Origin of the sequence: Cellulosimicrobium cellulans (assembly GCF_042723955.1) — a bacterium.
In the GTDB taxonomy this organism is placed as follows: domain Bacteria; phylum Actinomycetota; class Actinomycetes; order Actinomycetales; family Cellulomonadaceae; genus Cellulosimicrobium; species Cellulosimicrobium cellulans_H.
In genome coordinates this window covers 102,075-115,487 of the sequence record NZ_JBHXIC010000001.1, presented here as the reverse complement: position 1 = coordinate 115,487, position 13,413 = coordinate 102,075, and the positions used below count along the sequence as shown (strand labels likewise).

Genomic DNA, 13,413 nt, shown 5'->3' with positions numbered 1-13,413 from the left:
ACGGGGGAGGATGGTCGCGTGGTGGAGATGACGCGGGCCGAGTTCGAGGACGCCGTGCGGGACGGGCTCGACCTCGTCCCCGAGGACCTCGCGGCGCAGATGGACAACGTCGTGGTGCTCGTCGAGGACGACGCGCCCGCCGACGACCCCGACCTCCTGGGGCTCTACGAGGGCGTGCCCCTCACCGAGCGGGACCACATGTGGGCGGCAGGGGCGCTGCCCGACCGCATCACCATCTTCCGCAACCCGACGCTCGCGATCTGCGACACGCGCGAGGACGTGGTCGAGGAGGTGGCGGTGACGGTCGTCCATGAGATCGCGCACCACTTCGGCATCGACGACGACCGGTTGCACGAGCTCGGCTGGGACTGAACCCGGGCGGCGCGCGGGTGCCGCTCGCTACGATCGGGTGGTGACGACGAGCGCCGCGAGCGATCCCCGGCACGACGGCGCGCACGACCACGAGGCCGTCGCGCGCCTGCTCCACGCGCTCGCAGACCCGAGCCGGCTCGCGATCGTGCACCTGCTCACGGGCGCCGAGCGGCGCGTCGTCGACCTCACGCGTGAGCTCGGGCTCGCCCAGTCGACGGTCTCCGCGCACCTGACGACCCTGCGCGAGGTGGGCGTCGTCGCCGTCCGGCGCGAGGGGCGCTCGTCCTGGTACCGGCTCGTGCGGCCCGAGGTGGCGCACCTGCTCGCCGACGCGGAGCACGTCGCGCTCGCTCCCTGACCCGCGCTGTGGCGCGCCCCGCGGCACAGCCGGCCTGGCATTCATCGTCGATCGCCGATATCATCGTCACTGAACGATGAATGGGGAGGGTCATGGGAGCCGGGCACGACCACGGCGCGGGGGGTGCCGCGCCCGACCATCGCGCGCGGCTCGCGGTCGCCTTCGGGATCACCGCGACGATCCTCGTCGCGCAGGCCGTCGGAGCGGTCCTCACGGGGAGCCTCGCGCTGCTCACTGACACGGCGCACATGCTCACCGACGCGACGGGACTGGCCGTGGCGCTCGTCGCCGCGTCGCTCGTGCTCCGGCCGGCGACCAAGCGCCGCACCTGGGGCTTCCGCCGCGTCGAGGTGCTCGCGGCCCTCGCGCAGGCGGCGCTCCTCCTCGCGGTCGGCACGTATGTCGTCGTCGAGGGTGTCCGGCGGCTGTTCTCGCCGCCGGACGTGCCCTCGTCGGAGCTCCTCGTCTTCGGGGTCGTCGGCCTCGTCGGCAACGTCGTCGCGATCGCCGTCCTCGCGTCCGGGCGCCGGGCGAACCTCAACCTGCGCGCGGCGTTCCTGGAGGTCGTCAACGACGCCCTGGGGTCGGTCGGGGTGATCGTGGCGGCCGTCGTCATCGCGACGACCGGTTACCAGCAGGCGGACGCGATCGCCGGCCTGTTCATCGCGCTCCTCATCGTCCCTCGTGCTGTCCGCCTCCTGCGCGAGGCGACTGCCGTGCTCATGGAGTTCACGCCGGAAGGGCTGGACCTCGACGACGTCCGGGCGCACATCCTCTCGCTCGACCACGTCGAGGACGTGCACGACCTCCACGCGTCCACCGTCGCGACGGGGCTGCCGACCATCTCGGCGCACGTCGTCGTCGACGACGCGTGCTTCCGGGACGGGCACGCGCTCGAGATCACCGAGCGGGTCCGCTCGTGCGTCGCGCACCACTTCCCGGTCTCGGTCGAGCACTCGACGTTCCAGCTCGAGACGGCCGCCCTGCGCGACCGCGAGGCGCACGGCCACGCGTGAGCGCTCGGCGGGACGCGGCGAGCCCGGCGACAAGGACGGGCTGGGCGTCCGAACCCGGCGGCAACCCCGGGTTCGACGCCGCGGGGGTGGTGCGCGCCCCCACTAGGGTGGGTGCCATGACGATCCTCGTGACCGGCGGAGCCGGGTACATCGGCGCGCACGTGGTGCGCCTTCTCCAGGAGCGCGGCGAGAAGGTGGTCGTCGTCGACGACCTGAGCACCGGTCGCGCGGACCGTGTCGGGGACGCGACGCTCGTCGAGGTCGACGTCGCGGCGCCCGAGGCCGTGGACGTGCTGACGCGCGCCCTCACCGAGCACGACGTGCGCGCGGTGATCCACTTCGCGGCGCGCAAGCAGGTGGGGGAGTCGGTCGAGAAGCCGGCCTGGTACTACCAGCAGAACGTCGGCGGTTTCACGAACCTCGTCACCGCGATGCAGGCGGCCGGCGTGGACCGCCTGGTGTTCTCGTCGTCCGCGGCGACGTACGGCATGCCGTCGGTCTCCCTCGTCGAGGAGAAGCTGCACGCCGAGCCGATCAACCCCTACGGCGAGACCAAGCTCGTCGGCGAGTGGCTCGGTCGCGCGGCCGGTCGCGCGTGGGGCCTGCGGTTCGTCGCGCTGCGCTACTTCAACGTGGCCGGCGCAGGGTGGCCGGAGCTCGGCGACCCCGCCGTGCTCAACCTCGTCCCCATGGTGCTCGACCGCCTGGAGCGCGGCGAGCAGCCCAAGATCTTCGGCGCCGACTACCCGACGCCGGACGGCACGTGCATCCGCGACTACATCCACGTCCTGGACCTCGCGCACGCGCACCTCGCGGCGCTCGGGTACCTCGACGCCGACGAGCGCCCGTTCGACGTGTTCAACGTCGGGACCGGGCAGGGGTCGTCGGTGCGTGAGGTGATCGACGAGATCGGTCGCGTCAGCGGGCTCGACGTCACGCCGGAGGTCCTCCCGCGCCGTGCGGGCGACCCGCCGCAGCTCGTCGGTGACCCGCGACGGATCAACGAGCTCTTCGGCTGGACGGCGACGAAGGGGCTGCCCGAGATCATCTCCTCGGCCTGGGACGCCTGGCAGGCCGGCCCTCGCCGCATCGAGGTCGCCGCGGCCGGCGGTGCCGAGGGCGCTGCCGAGGTGTGAACGACGGCGTCTCGTGCGATCCTCTATTCCTCAGCATGCTGAGGAATGACCGGGGAGGTGCCCCGGCGACGGACGACGGGACCAGCACGTGGGCGACGAGAACGACCCGGCACGGCTGTACGACCTGACCGCAGCGCGCACGAGCCGGGTCGTGCTCGCGTCCTACTCGACCTCGTTCGGGCTGGGCGCGCGCCTGCTCGACGCGCCGACGCGCGACGGGATCGACGCGGTCTACGGCCTCGTCCGCATCGCCGACGAGGTCGTCGACACGCGGCGCGGGGACGGCGCCGCCGACCTCCTCGACGAGCTCGAGGCCGAGACGGCGCGGGCGCTCGAGCGCGGGTGGTCGACGAACCTCGTCGTGCACTCGTTCGCGCTCGCGGCGCGGCGCTGCGGATTCGGCCACGCCGAGGTCGATCCCTTCTTCGCGTCGATGCGGACCGACCTCACCGTGCGCGTGCACGACCGCGAGAGCTACGAGCGGTATGTCTACGGCTCGGCGGAGGTCGTCGGCCTCATGTGCCTCGCGGTCTTCCTCAACGCGCGGCGCCGCCCGGGCGAGCCGCTCCGGGTGCCCGACCCCGTGCTCGTGCGGGGCGCGCGGGCGCTCGGCGCGGCGTTCCAGAAGATCAACTTCCTGCGCGACCTGCGCACGGACCACGACGAGCTGGGGCGGGCGTACCTGCCCGGCGTCGTCCCCGGCCGGCTGCGGCGTCGCGACGTCGAGGCGTTCTGCCGCGAGGTCGAGGAGGACCTCGCCGCGGCGCGGGCGGCGCTCCCGGGGCTGCCGGTGCGGCCGCGGATCGCCGTCGCGGCGACGGTCGCGGTCTACGAGCGGCTCCTCGCGCGCCTCGCGGCGACGCCGCCGGAGGACATCCTGCGCGCGCGCGTGCGCGTCCCGGACACCGTCAAGGTCGCGCTCGCGGCCCGCGCCGCCGGCGGCCAGCTCCTCGGCCAGGTGGCGTCCGGCCGGTCCCCGCGCCCGCGGAAGGTGCTCGCGTGAGGGCACCGCGCGTCGTCGTGGTCGGAGGCGGGATCTCCGGGCTCGCCACCGCGGCGCTCCTCGCGCGCGGGGGCGCGGCCGTCACGCTGCTGGAGCGCCACGAGGTCCTGGGCGGCCGGGCGGGCACCCTCGAGCTCGACGGCTTCCGCTTCGACACCGGCCCCTCCTGGTACTTCATGCCGGAGGTGTTCGACCACTTCTTCGCACTGCTCGGCACGCGCGTCGAGGACCACCTCGACCTCGTCCCGCTCGACCCGGCCTACCGAGTCTTCTACGAGCCGGACGGCGCCGACGCCGCGTCGACGTTCGAGCTCTCGGCGAGCCCGGGCGTGAACCGGTCACGGTTCGACGCGGTCGAGCCCGGCGCCGGTGGGCGCCTCGCGGCGTACGCCGGGGAGGCGAGCGAGGCGTACGGGCTCGCGCTCGACCACTTCCTCTACACCACGTTCGAGCGTCCCGACCGGGCGCTCTCGCCCGCGGTGCTGCGGCGGCTGCCGCGCCTCGCCGCGCTGCTGCGCGAGTCGCTCGCGGACCGCGCGGCGCGCGCCGTCGAGGACCCCCGGCTGCGCCAGCTCCTGGGGTACCACGCCGTCTTCCTCGGCTCGTCGCCCTACCGGGCGCCGGCCCTCTACTCCCTCATGAGCCACCTCGATCTCGTCGACGGCGTCCAGTACCCGCGCGGCGGGATGTACACGCTCGTCGAGGCCGTCGAGCGGCTCGCCCGCGACGCGGGAGCCGAGGTGCGCACCGGCGCCGACGTCTCGAGCATCGAGGTCGAGCCCGGTGCTGGGCGCCGCGGTCGGGTCGCGGGCGTGCGGCTCGCGTCGGGCGAGCTCGTGGAGGCGGACGTCGTCGTGTCGGCCGCCGACCGCCACCACACCGAGACCGCGCTCCTCGAACCGCGCTGGGCCGACCTGCCCGCCGCGGCGTGGGAGGACAGGGGGCCGGGCATCTCCGCCCTGCTCGTGCTCGCCGGGGTCCGGGGCGAGCTGCCCGAGCTCGCGCACCACTCCCTCTTCTTCACGCGCGACTGGCCCGCCAACTTCGACGCCGTGCTCGGCACCGACCGCCGCAGCGACCCGCGCGGCCTGCGCGTCCCCGACCCGGCCTCGCTCTACGTGTCGCGCACGTCCGCGACCGACGGGCCGTCGTCGGGCGCCCCCGCGGCCCCGCCCGGGCACGAGAACCTCTTCCTCCTCGTCCCGTTCCCCGCCGACCCGACGCTCGGCGCGGACGCCCCGTCGCAGCGCGCCCTCGAGGCGCTCGCGGACCGCTACCTCGCTCAGGTCGGGAGCTGGGCCGGGATCGAGGACCTCCCGGGCCGCGTCGTCACGCGGCGCGTGCTCGGGCCCGCGCACTTCGCGACCGAGCTCTCCTCGTGGCGCGGCGGCGCGCTCGGCATGGAGCACACGCTGCGGCAGTCCGCGCTGTGGCGGCCGGGCAACGTCTCCCGCCGTGTCGACGGGCTGTACCACGCGGGAGGTGGCACGATCCCGGGCGTGGGACTGCCGATGTGCCTCATCAGCGCCGAGCTCGTCGCGAAGCGGCTGCTCGGCGAGACGTCGTCGCGCCCGCTGCCGGCGCCGCTCCGACCGGGATACCTCGCCGCGAGCCGGCGGCCGGAGCGCCTGCGGCCCGCAGAGGGCAAGCCGGTCGAGGTCCGCCGGTGACGGGTCTGGCCTACCTCGGGGCGCTCGCGGTCTCGCTCGGGGGCCTCGCGGTGCTCGACCGGCGCTTCCGCCTCGCGTTCTGGGCGAACTGGCGCCGCGCCGCGCTCACGGTGGGGCTGGGCGTCGTCGGGTTCCTCCTCTGGGACGTCGCGGGCCTCGTGCTCGGCATCTTCGCGCGGGGAGAGAGCCCCTGGATGACCGGGCTCCTGCTCGCGCCCGACCTCCCCGTGGAGGAGGCGGTCTTCCTGACGCTCCTGTGCTACAACGCGCTGCTCGTCTGGCGCGGTGCCGAGCGGGTGCTCGCCGCACGCCGCGCCCGGGTGGAGGGCGACGCGTGACGAACATCGTGCTCAACGTGATCGTCCTGGCGGTCCTCGTCGTCGTGTCGTGGCGCGTGCTGCGGCGCCTGCGACCAGGCCCGCTCGTGTGGACCGCCGTCGTGATGTGCGTGCTGACCCTCGTGTTCGACACGCTCATGATCGCCGCCGACCTCTACGTCTACGACCCGGACAAGATCCTCGGTGTGTACCTCTGGGGCGCTCCGCTCGAGGACTTCGCCTACGCGCTCGCCGCGGCGCTGGGCATGCCGGTGCTGTGGACGGCGCTCGGGGCGCGCGTCCGCGCCGCCCCGGGAGGGGTCTCTGGCGGCCGGACGGACGAGGACGCCCGGTGAAGGACGTGCTGGCCGCGTCGCGGCCCTTCTCGTGGATCAACACCGCCTACCCGTTCGCCGCGGGCTACCTCGTCGCGACCGGCGGCCGGGTCGACCTCGCGCTCGTCGTCGGGACGCTGTACTTCCTCGTGCCGTACAACCTGCTCATGTACGGCGTGAACGACGTGTTCGACTACGCGAGCGACCTGCGCAACCCGCGCAAGGGCGGGATCGAGGGGGCGCTCGCCGACCCGGCGACCGCGCGCGCGACCCACCGGCGCATCCTGCGGGCCTGCGTCGCGACGAACGTGCCGTTCCTGGTCGCCCTCGTGCTCCTGGGCGACCCGCTCGCCGCCGTGGTGCTCCTGCTGGTCGTGCTCGGCGTCGTCGCGTACTCCGCCCCGGGCCTGCGGTTCAAGGAGCGCCCGTTCCTCGACTCGTTCACGTCCGCGATGCACTTCGCCGGGCCGCTGCTCTACGCGCTCGTCCTCGTGGACGCCGACCTGTCGGCGCGGTCGGTGTGGCCGGTGCTCGTGGGGTTCGTCCTGTGGGGGATGGCGTCGCACGCGTTCGGCGCCGTGCAGGACGTGCGCGCGGACCGCGAGGGCGGCATCGCGTCCGTCGCGACGGCGGTCGGCGCCCACGCGACCGTGCTCGGCGCGGCGGGGGCGTACGTCGCGGCCGCGGCGGTCCTCGCCGTCCTGCCGTGGCCCGGCGTCCTCGCCGCCCTGCTGCCGCTCCCGTACGCCGCCAACGTGCTCCGGTTCCGCGACGTGCGCGACGACGACTGCGAGCGCGCGAACGCGGGGTGGCGCACGTTCCTGTGGCTCAACCTCGTCACGGGCTTCCTCGTGACGATGCTGCTCATCGCCTCCGCGCTCGCCTGACCGCCGGGCTCGACCGCGCGGGGTGCGGCGCGGGGTGCGTCGCGGGAGGGACGACGACGGCCCCGGCCCGCGAGGTCGTCGCGGTGCCGGGGCCGTCGTCGGGGGAGCGGGACCTCAGGAGAGGTCGCCGTACTCCCAGTGCCAGGGCTCGTTCTTCGAGCCGCCGGCCCGCGCCCACTCGGGGTTGTCCCAGCCGTAGGCCGGTGCGTTGGCGCGCATCCACTCGTACTGCGCGGTGCCGTAGCCCTGGATGCCGCCGCCGAGGTCGAGCGCGAGCGCCCAGCCGTGGTTCGACATGCCGGGGGGCGCCGCGAAGTAGCCGCGCGACGCCTTGACCGCGACCTGCGAGGCGTAGGAGCGGTAGGAGTCCGTCACGGAGAGGTTCACGCCGAACGCCTCACGGAACTTCTCGTTGAGCGCCTCGATCTGGTGCGCCGCGTCGCAGCGGAGCTGCTCGCCCGGCGCGAACGACAGCTCGCACAGCGCGCTCGCGGGGATCTGCCCGTTGCCGTAGCCCGCCGTGGAGGTCGCCCACTGGTCGAGCTGCGCGGCGATCTCTGCGGCCGACGGCGGTCCGGGCACGACCTCGACCGTCACGCCCGACCCGGCCGCGTCGAGCAGCGTCGACAGCTCGGTGGTCAGGGAGGCGATCTCCTCGGAGGTCGGCGCGCCGGCGGGGGACGCGTCGGTGGCCGGCACGGTCGCGGCGTCGTCGGTGGAGCCGGTCGCGAGGTCGGGCGACGCGGTGGCCGTGTCGGCGGCCGCGGCATCCTCCTCGGGCGACTCGGTCGCGGTCTCGGCGGACGCGGAGGCGTCAGGAGCGGCGTCGTCGGGGTTCGCCGCGCTCTCGGCCGACAGGGACGCGGCCGGATCGTCGGACGACGCCGTGAGGTCGGGCAGAGCGGCGTCGAGCGCGGGGGACGCGGCGCCGAGGTCGCCGAGCGCGGTGCGCGCCGACGAGCGGCTCGCGCGGTCGCTGCCGCGCTCGTCGAGCACGGGCACGCTCTCGGCGAGGACGTCCGCCGCCGGGACGGACTCGTCGGTCGCGGCCTCGTCCGGCTCGTCGGGAGCCGCGTCCGCCGCGCCGTCGGCGTCAGCGAGCGGAGCCCCGGCGGAGACGCCCGGCAGCCCCGAGAGGCCGGGCGCCTGGTCCGTGGCGGACACCTCGGTGACGGCCTCGCTGAGGCGCGTGCGGGCGTCCTCGATCTGGGCGACCTGCTCAGGGGTGAGCCCCGCGGCACCTTCCCCGGTGAGGAACTGCGCGCGTTGGAGCGCGTCGCCGGCCGCCTCGACCGTCTCCGGGTCGGCGGCGACGGTACCGATCGTGGTGGACGCGGGCGCGGCGGTCACCCCGGGGGCCGGGGTCCCGGCCGTCGTGGTGCCGGTCCCGGCGGTCGACGGCGCGGTGCCGCTCCCGAAGGCGGCCGCGGCGGTGCTCGCCGTGAGCGCGACGGCCGCCACGGCGGCGCCGGTCCCGAGCGTGCGGCGCCGGGGCGCGACGCGGGCAGCGCCGTGCGCGCCGCGGCGCGCGGCGGAGGCGAGGGCGGCGGTGAGCGAGGCCCGGCTCGCGGTGTGGCGGCCCATCTAGCGCGCCTCGCCGCAGGCGGCGGGTGGCGCGCCGGTCGTGGTGCGGGCGGTCGTGCGGTGCTGTGCAGTGGTCAAGCGAACGATCCGATCATCGGGCCGTGGTCGCGGGCGGTCGAGCACGGAAGCGCTCCCATCCCTGGTGCACCTGCGCAGGACGGAGCGCTGGGTGACCACGACGGCGTGCGGTCGAGGCGGGACGCACGCGCGCCCTCTCACCACGACGCCGGCAGGCCCGGTCGCAAGGTGGACCCGGGAGGCCTGTCGGCTGTTCCATCTTCAACTAGACATGCGTCCAGCGGGGCGCCGTGACGAGGGGAAGCCTCGCGAATGAGGTGCCGACCGTGTGGTCAGGATGTGAAGAGGGTACGTGTCACGCGTCCTGCGTCCCGGGTGACCGCCGACCCGACGAGGGTGCCGAGCGCGATCCCGAAGACGGCGACGACCGCGTTCGCGATCTCCTGGGCGGCTTCCGGGCCGCCGTTCACCAGGTCGGAGAGGCCCAGCAGGCTGAGCGCCCCGGGCACGAGGAGCCAGAACGCCGGGAGGGTCGTGACGGCGGCGGGCGGCCCGTGCGGCGTCCGTTCGACGAGCGCGGCGAGCGGCGCGATGACGAGCGCGCCCACGAACCCCGCGAGCGGCGCCGCGGCGAGCGCCCCGGCGAGCTGTGCCGCGTACGCGCCGAGCAGGACGAGCAGCACCCAGGGGAGGGACCCGCGCGGCGACGAGGCGAAGTACATCTGCCCGAGCCCGACGGCGAGGATCCCCACCCAGGGCGCCCACCACCCGAGCTGGTCCGCGGCCGGGGCGGCGACGAGCGGGCCCGCGACCGCGGCCCCCGCGACGACGCCGAACACGAGCAGCAGGAGCTGCGCGACGCCGTAGACGAGCCGGCTCGCGCCCGCGACGATCTGGTTGCTCGTCAGCTCGATCGCCGCGACGGTGAGCACCGAGCCCGGCAGGAACGAGACGAGCGGCGGCACGAGCACGCTGAGCGGGTCGTCGCCGAGCCAGGGGTGCACGACGTCCACCGCGAGGAGCGTGACGACGAACGCCGCGACGACGGGCAGGGCGGTGGCGAGCGTCGGCCACCGGGTCCCGAGCCAGCGGAGCGCCCCGACGAGGAGCCCGAGCGCGAGGTACACGGGCAGGAGCCGGGCGGTCGGGTTGAGCACGAGCCCGAACCCGACCGTGAGCAGCCCGTGGCCCACGATCGTGAGCACCGCGCCGAAGCGCGGCGGGCGCCCGACGATCGCGCGCAGCTCGGCCCGGGCGTCGGCGAGCGGGACGTCGGTCGTGCGCAGGCGGCGCACGAGGGTCGTGAGCGCCCCGATCTGGTCGAGGTTGAGGCCGCTCGCGGCGGCGGCGGCGAAGTCGGCGACCGTGCCGCCCGCGGTGCTGACCCGGACGAAGACGCCCGTCGGGAGGACGAGCGTGCCCACGGTCGACGCGCCCGAGCGCCGCGCGACGGCCTCCAGGTCGTCCTCGACGTCGGTCACGGAGCGACCGGAGTCGAGCAGCGCGGTCCCGAGCTCGCGCAGGAGCGGGACGAGGTCGGGCGACACCTCGGGCGGCTCGGGGTCGACGGCGGCGGGCGGCTCGTCGCCCAGCGCGCGCAGGACGCGGCGCACGACCGACGGGGCGTGTCGCACGCCGTCGAGCCAGCCCGCGCGCCGCCGGCGGCTCAGGGCGTGCCCTCCGCGCCCTCCGCGCTCGCCGCGACGAGCGCGAGCACCGCGCGCGCGTAGGCGTCCGAGGCGTCCGCCGCGGCGAAGGTCCCGACGTCGTCGAGCACCTCGGTGCGGACGACGTACCCGCCCGTCGTCCGCTCGAGCCGCCGGAACGTGCCGCCGAGCAGGTCCCGGAGCTGACCCTCGAGCGGGTGCCACAGGGCGTCCTCGATCGCGACGGAGTCGAGCGCCCACTCGGTCGTCCCGTTGAACCCGAGCACGACGCCCGTCTCGAACTCGTGGGGCTCGATCGTCATGTCGCTCACGGTGAAGACGTCGCCGTCACGCCCCGTGGCCAGGAGACGAAAGCGGTCGCCCGACGCGGGGGACCACCGCACGCCCGCGTCGCGCAGGGCGAGCGCGAGGTCCCACGAGATCATGCCTGCCACGGTAGGCCCGGGCCGGGCGGTGCGCGCGTCGGCCCGCGTCCCGACCCGCGGGACGATCCGTCCCGCGCCCGCGCGCGTTCACGACCCGGAAGCACCGGCCACGTTCACTCGTCCCATGACCCACGACGTCCCCGGGGACGCGCGGCGGACCGGCGGCGACCCCGCCGGTGCCGTGCCCCCGACCCCGCCCGCCCGTCCCGACCGCCGTCGGTCCGCCACCGTCACCCCCACGGCCACGGGGTGCGGGCCCGTGACCGTCGCGATCGAGCGGCGGGTCCTGCCAGAGAACGTCCCGGCGGTCACGCGCTGGGTGCAGACCGGCGTCAACCTTGCCAACCGCTACCCGGGCTTCCTCGGGTCCGGGTGGGTGCGCGCGTCCGCGGGGTCGCACGACTGGCACATGCTGTACCGCTTCGCCGACGCCGCGACGCTCGACGCGTGGGAGACGTCGCCGGACCGGGTGCGCTGGCTCGCGCAGGGCCGGGACCTCGTCGAGGAGACCCGGGTCGAGCGTCGCACGGGCATCGAGGGCTGGTTCGACGCCCCGACCGCGAGCACGCCGGCCCTCACGGCCGAGGCGGCCGCGACCGCGCCTCCGCGCTGGAAGCAGTCGGTGAGCATCTGGCTGGGGTTCTTCCCCGTGAACCTCGCGTTCACGCTCCTCGTCGGGGGTCTGGTCCCGGCGTGGGACCACGTGCCGGTCGTCCCGCGGGTCCTCGCCATGACGCTCGTCCTCACGCCCGTCATGACGTACCTCGTGCTGCCGCGCGTGACGCGGCTGCTCGCGCCGTGGCTCGCCCGCCCGCCGCGGCCCAGGGCGCGGCGCTCCCGTCCCACGGCCCGGAGGTGACCACTCGGCGCCCTGCCTAGCCTGGAGGGATGGACACCGAGATCGAGAACACGACCGACGTCCTCGTCACCCTCGGTGCGGTCGCCGCGGGCGTCCTGCTGGCGTTCGTCCTGGGGACGGTGATCTCCGCGGTGGTCCGCCGGGCGGGCCGGCGCAGCGAGCTCGCCCGCGACCTCTCGCGGCGGCTGCGTCGACCGGACCGGGCGGTCCTCACCGTCGTCGCGGTGTGGATCGCGGTCCGCCTGACCACCGACGCGTCCACGCCGTGGCGCCCCGCGGTCGAGCACCTCCTGCTCATCGCGCTCATCGTCGTCGGCGCGTGGTGGGTGGGCGCGATCGCGTTCGTGCTCGAGGACTCCGCGCTCCAGCGCTACCGCATGGACACCGCGGACAACCGGCACGCGCGCCGTGTCCGCACCCAGATCACGGTGCTGCGCCGGCTCACCGTGGCGGTGATCGTCGTGTGCGCGGTCGCGGGCATCCTGCTCACGTTCCCGGCGGCCCGCGCGGCCGGCGCGAGCCTGCTCGCGTCCGCGGGGCTCATCTCGATCGTCGCGGGCCTCGCGGCCCAGACGTCGCTCGCGAACGTGTTCGCGGGCATGCAGATCGCGTTCACGGACGCGATCCGCGTGGACGACGTCGTGGTGCTCGAGGGCGAGTGGGGCCGGATCGAGGAGATCACCATGACGTACGTCGTGGTGCACCTCTGGGACGACCGCCGCCTCATCATGCCGTCGACGTACTTCACGACGACGCCGTTCCAGAACTGGACCCGGCGGGCGGCCGACCTGCTGGGGACCGTCGAGCTCGACCTCGACTTCGAGGTGCCGGTGGGCCCGATGCGGGCCGAGCTGCGGCGCCTCCTCGCGCTCACCGACCTGTGGGACGAGCGCGTGGGCATCCTCCAGGTGACCGACGCCGTCGGGGGCCTCGTGCGGGTGCGCGCGCTCGTGAGCGCGCACGACGCGCCGACCCTGTTCGACCTGCGGTGCTTCGTGCGCGAGGGTCTGGTCGACTGGCTGCAGCGCGCGGCGCCGCAGGGTCTGCCCCGCACGCGCCTCGAGCGGGCGGCCGACGCCCTGGAGGTCGGCGGGCCCGACGAGCGGGAGGCGTCGGGCGCTCTCGGGACCGCCGGCGCGGAGGCGCCCGGCGGTCTCGACCGCGACGCCGCGGAGGACGGCGCGCCCGTCGCGCCCGCGCGCCCGCCCCGACTCCCCGCCGAGCGCGGGTCGCGTCGCGCCGACGCGCCTGTCGTCCTCGGGACGATCCGACGCGCGGGGCGGGGCGCCGGTGCCGCGCCGAGCGAGGACCCGACACGGCTCGTGGGCGTCGTCCCGGGCCCGGACGGCGGTCCGGGCCGTCCCGCCGGCGCGGGCGAGGGGAGCGCCGCCGACGCCGAGGCGCCGGGCGAGACCCGGCGGCTGCCCGCCGTCGGTCACGACGAGCAGGACGACGCCACGCCCGAGGCTGCCGAGTCCGCCTTCTTCAGCGGCACGCCCGAGGGCGAGGAGCGCTCGCGGGCGTTCGCCGGGCCCGGCCAGGACGTCATCGACGAGCGCGAGCGCACGGCCGAGCACGGCGTCGTGCCCGACGACGACGAGCCGGGGAGGTCGGCCACGTCGGACGCGGACGGCGAGCGGCAGGCCGACGTCCACGGGGAAGGCGACCGCGGCGACGGCGACCACCGCGACGGCAGGCCACGCGGCTGACGACCGGACGCGCCGCGCCCCGTCGCGGACCGGGTGCCCGGTGGTGCAGAGTCGCCG

At 75.5% G+C, this 13,413-nt stretch carries 14 protein-coding genes; 11 read left to right on the top strand and 3 right to left on the bottom strand.

Annotated features, from left to right (window positions below):
* Positions 1-27: 27 nt before the first annotated feature.
* The 9 genes from ACFWH7_RS00525 (at position 28) to ACFWH7_RS00485 (ending at position 7,094) form a co-directional block, all read left to right on the top strand.
* Positions 28-372 carry a metallopeptidase family protein gene (locus tag ACFWH7_RS00525; protein ID WP_172819993.1) on the top strand — a complete coding sequence of 115 codons (345 nt, stop codon included), beginning with the start codon at positions 28-30 and terminating at the stop codon, positions 370-372.
* A gap of 40 nt (positions 373-412) precedes the next feature.
* Entirely contained in the window at positions 413-730 is a 318-nt protein-coding gene (locus tag ACFWH7_RS00520) for an ArsR/SmtB family transcription factor (protein WP_064315011.1), read from the top strand.
* A 92-nt stretch (positions 731-822) separates the two neighbouring features.
* The gene (locus ACFWH7_RS00515) at positions 823-1,746 is read left to right on the top strand and encodes a cation diffusion facilitator family transporter (protein WP_378214522.1); all 924 of its coding nucleotides are present in this window, start codon (positions 823-825) and stop codon (positions 1,744-1,746) included.
* 116 nt (positions 1,747-1,862) lie between these two features.
* Entirely contained in the window at positions 1,863-2,882 is a 1,020-nt protein-coding gene (galE, locus tag ACFWH7_RS00510; RefSeq protein WP_378214521.1) for a UDP-glucose 4-epimerase GalE, read from the top strand.
* Positions 2,883-2,970: 88 nt separating this feature from the next.
* Entirely contained in the window at positions 2,971-3,885 is a 915-nt protein-coding gene (locus ACFWH7_RS00505; protein ID WP_378214520.1) for a phytoene/squalene synthase family protein, read from the top strand.
* Positions 3,882-5,555: a phytoene desaturase family protein gene (gene crtI / locus ACFWH7_RS00500; RefSeq protein WP_378214519.1), complete on the top strand. Its 1,674-nt coding sequence runs from the start codon at positions 3,882-3,884 to the stop codon at positions 5,553-5,555. The genes ACFWH7_RS00505 and crtI overlap by 4 nt, the downstream gene beginning before the upstream one ends.
* Positions 5,552-5,893 (top strand): lycopene cyclase domain-containing protein, encoded by a 342-nt coding sequence (locus ACFWH7_RS00495; RefSeq protein WP_378214518.1) that lies wholly within the window; start codon positions 5,552-5,554, stop codon positions 5,891-5,893. Before crtI ends, ACFWH7_RS00495 begins: the two co-directional genes overlap by 4 nt.
* On the top strand, positions 5,890-6,228 hold the full coding sequence (locus ACFWH7_RS00490; protein WP_378214517.1) for a lycopene cyclase domain-containing protein: 339 nt from the start codon (positions 5,890-5,892) through the stop codon (positions 6,226-6,228). The genes ACFWH7_RS00495 and ACFWH7_RS00490 overlap by 4 nt, the downstream gene beginning before the upstream one ends.
* Positions 6,225-7,094, top strand: coding sequence for a prenyltransferase (locus ACFWH7_RS00485; protein ID WP_378214516.1), 870 nt, complete (start codon positions 6,225-6,227; stop codon positions 7,092-7,094). The genes ACFWH7_RS00490 and ACFWH7_RS00485 overlap by 4 nt, the downstream gene beginning before the upstream one ends.
* Before the next feature lie 114 nt (positions 7,095-7,208).
* Here the strand turns inward: ACFWH7_RS00485 and ACFWH7_RS00480 are convergent, their stop codons facing one another.
* The 3 genes from ACFWH7_RS00480 to ACFWH7_RS00470 all read right to left on the bottom strand — a co-directional run bounded on the left by ACFWH7_RS00480 (position 7,209) and on the right by ACFWH7_RS00470 (position 10,788).
* The gene (locus ACFWH7_RS00480; RefSeq protein ID WP_378214515.1) at positions 7,209-8,678 is read right to left on the bottom strand and encodes a M15 family metallopeptidase; all 1,470 of its coding nucleotides are present in this window, start codon (positions 8,676-8,678) and stop codon (positions 7,209-7,211) included.
* A gap of 350 nt (positions 8,679-9,028) precedes the next feature.
* On the bottom strand, positions 9,029-10,330 hold the full coding sequence (locus ACFWH7_RS00475) for a threonine/serine exporter family protein (RefSeq protein ID WP_378214514.1): 1,302 nt from the start codon (positions 10,328-10,330) through the stop codon (positions 9,029-9,031).
* A 32-nt stretch (positions 10,331-10,362) separates the two neighbouring features.
* Complete coding sequence (locus ACFWH7_RS00470; protein ID WP_378214513.1) at positions 10,363-10,788, bottom strand: hypothetical protein; 426 nt, start codon at positions 10,786-10,788, stop codon at positions 10,363-10,365.
* Positions 10,789-10,912: 124 nt separating this feature from the next.
* Between ACFWH7_RS00470 and ACFWH7_RS00465 the strand changes: the two genes are divergently transcribed.
* Complete coding sequence (locus ACFWH7_RS00465; RefSeq protein WP_378214512.1) at positions 10,913-11,647, top strand: antibiotic biosynthesis monooxygenase; 735 nt, start codon at positions 10,913-10,915, stop codon at positions 11,645-11,647.
* Positions 11,648-11,676: 29 nt separating this feature from the next.
* On the top strand, positions 11,677-13,356 hold the full coding sequence (locus ACFWH7_RS00460; protein ID WP_378214511.1) for a mechanosensitive ion channel domain-containing protein: 1,680 nt from the start codon (positions 11,677-11,679) through the stop codon (positions 13,354-13,356).
* Positions 13,357-13,413 lie beyond the last annotated feature (57 nt).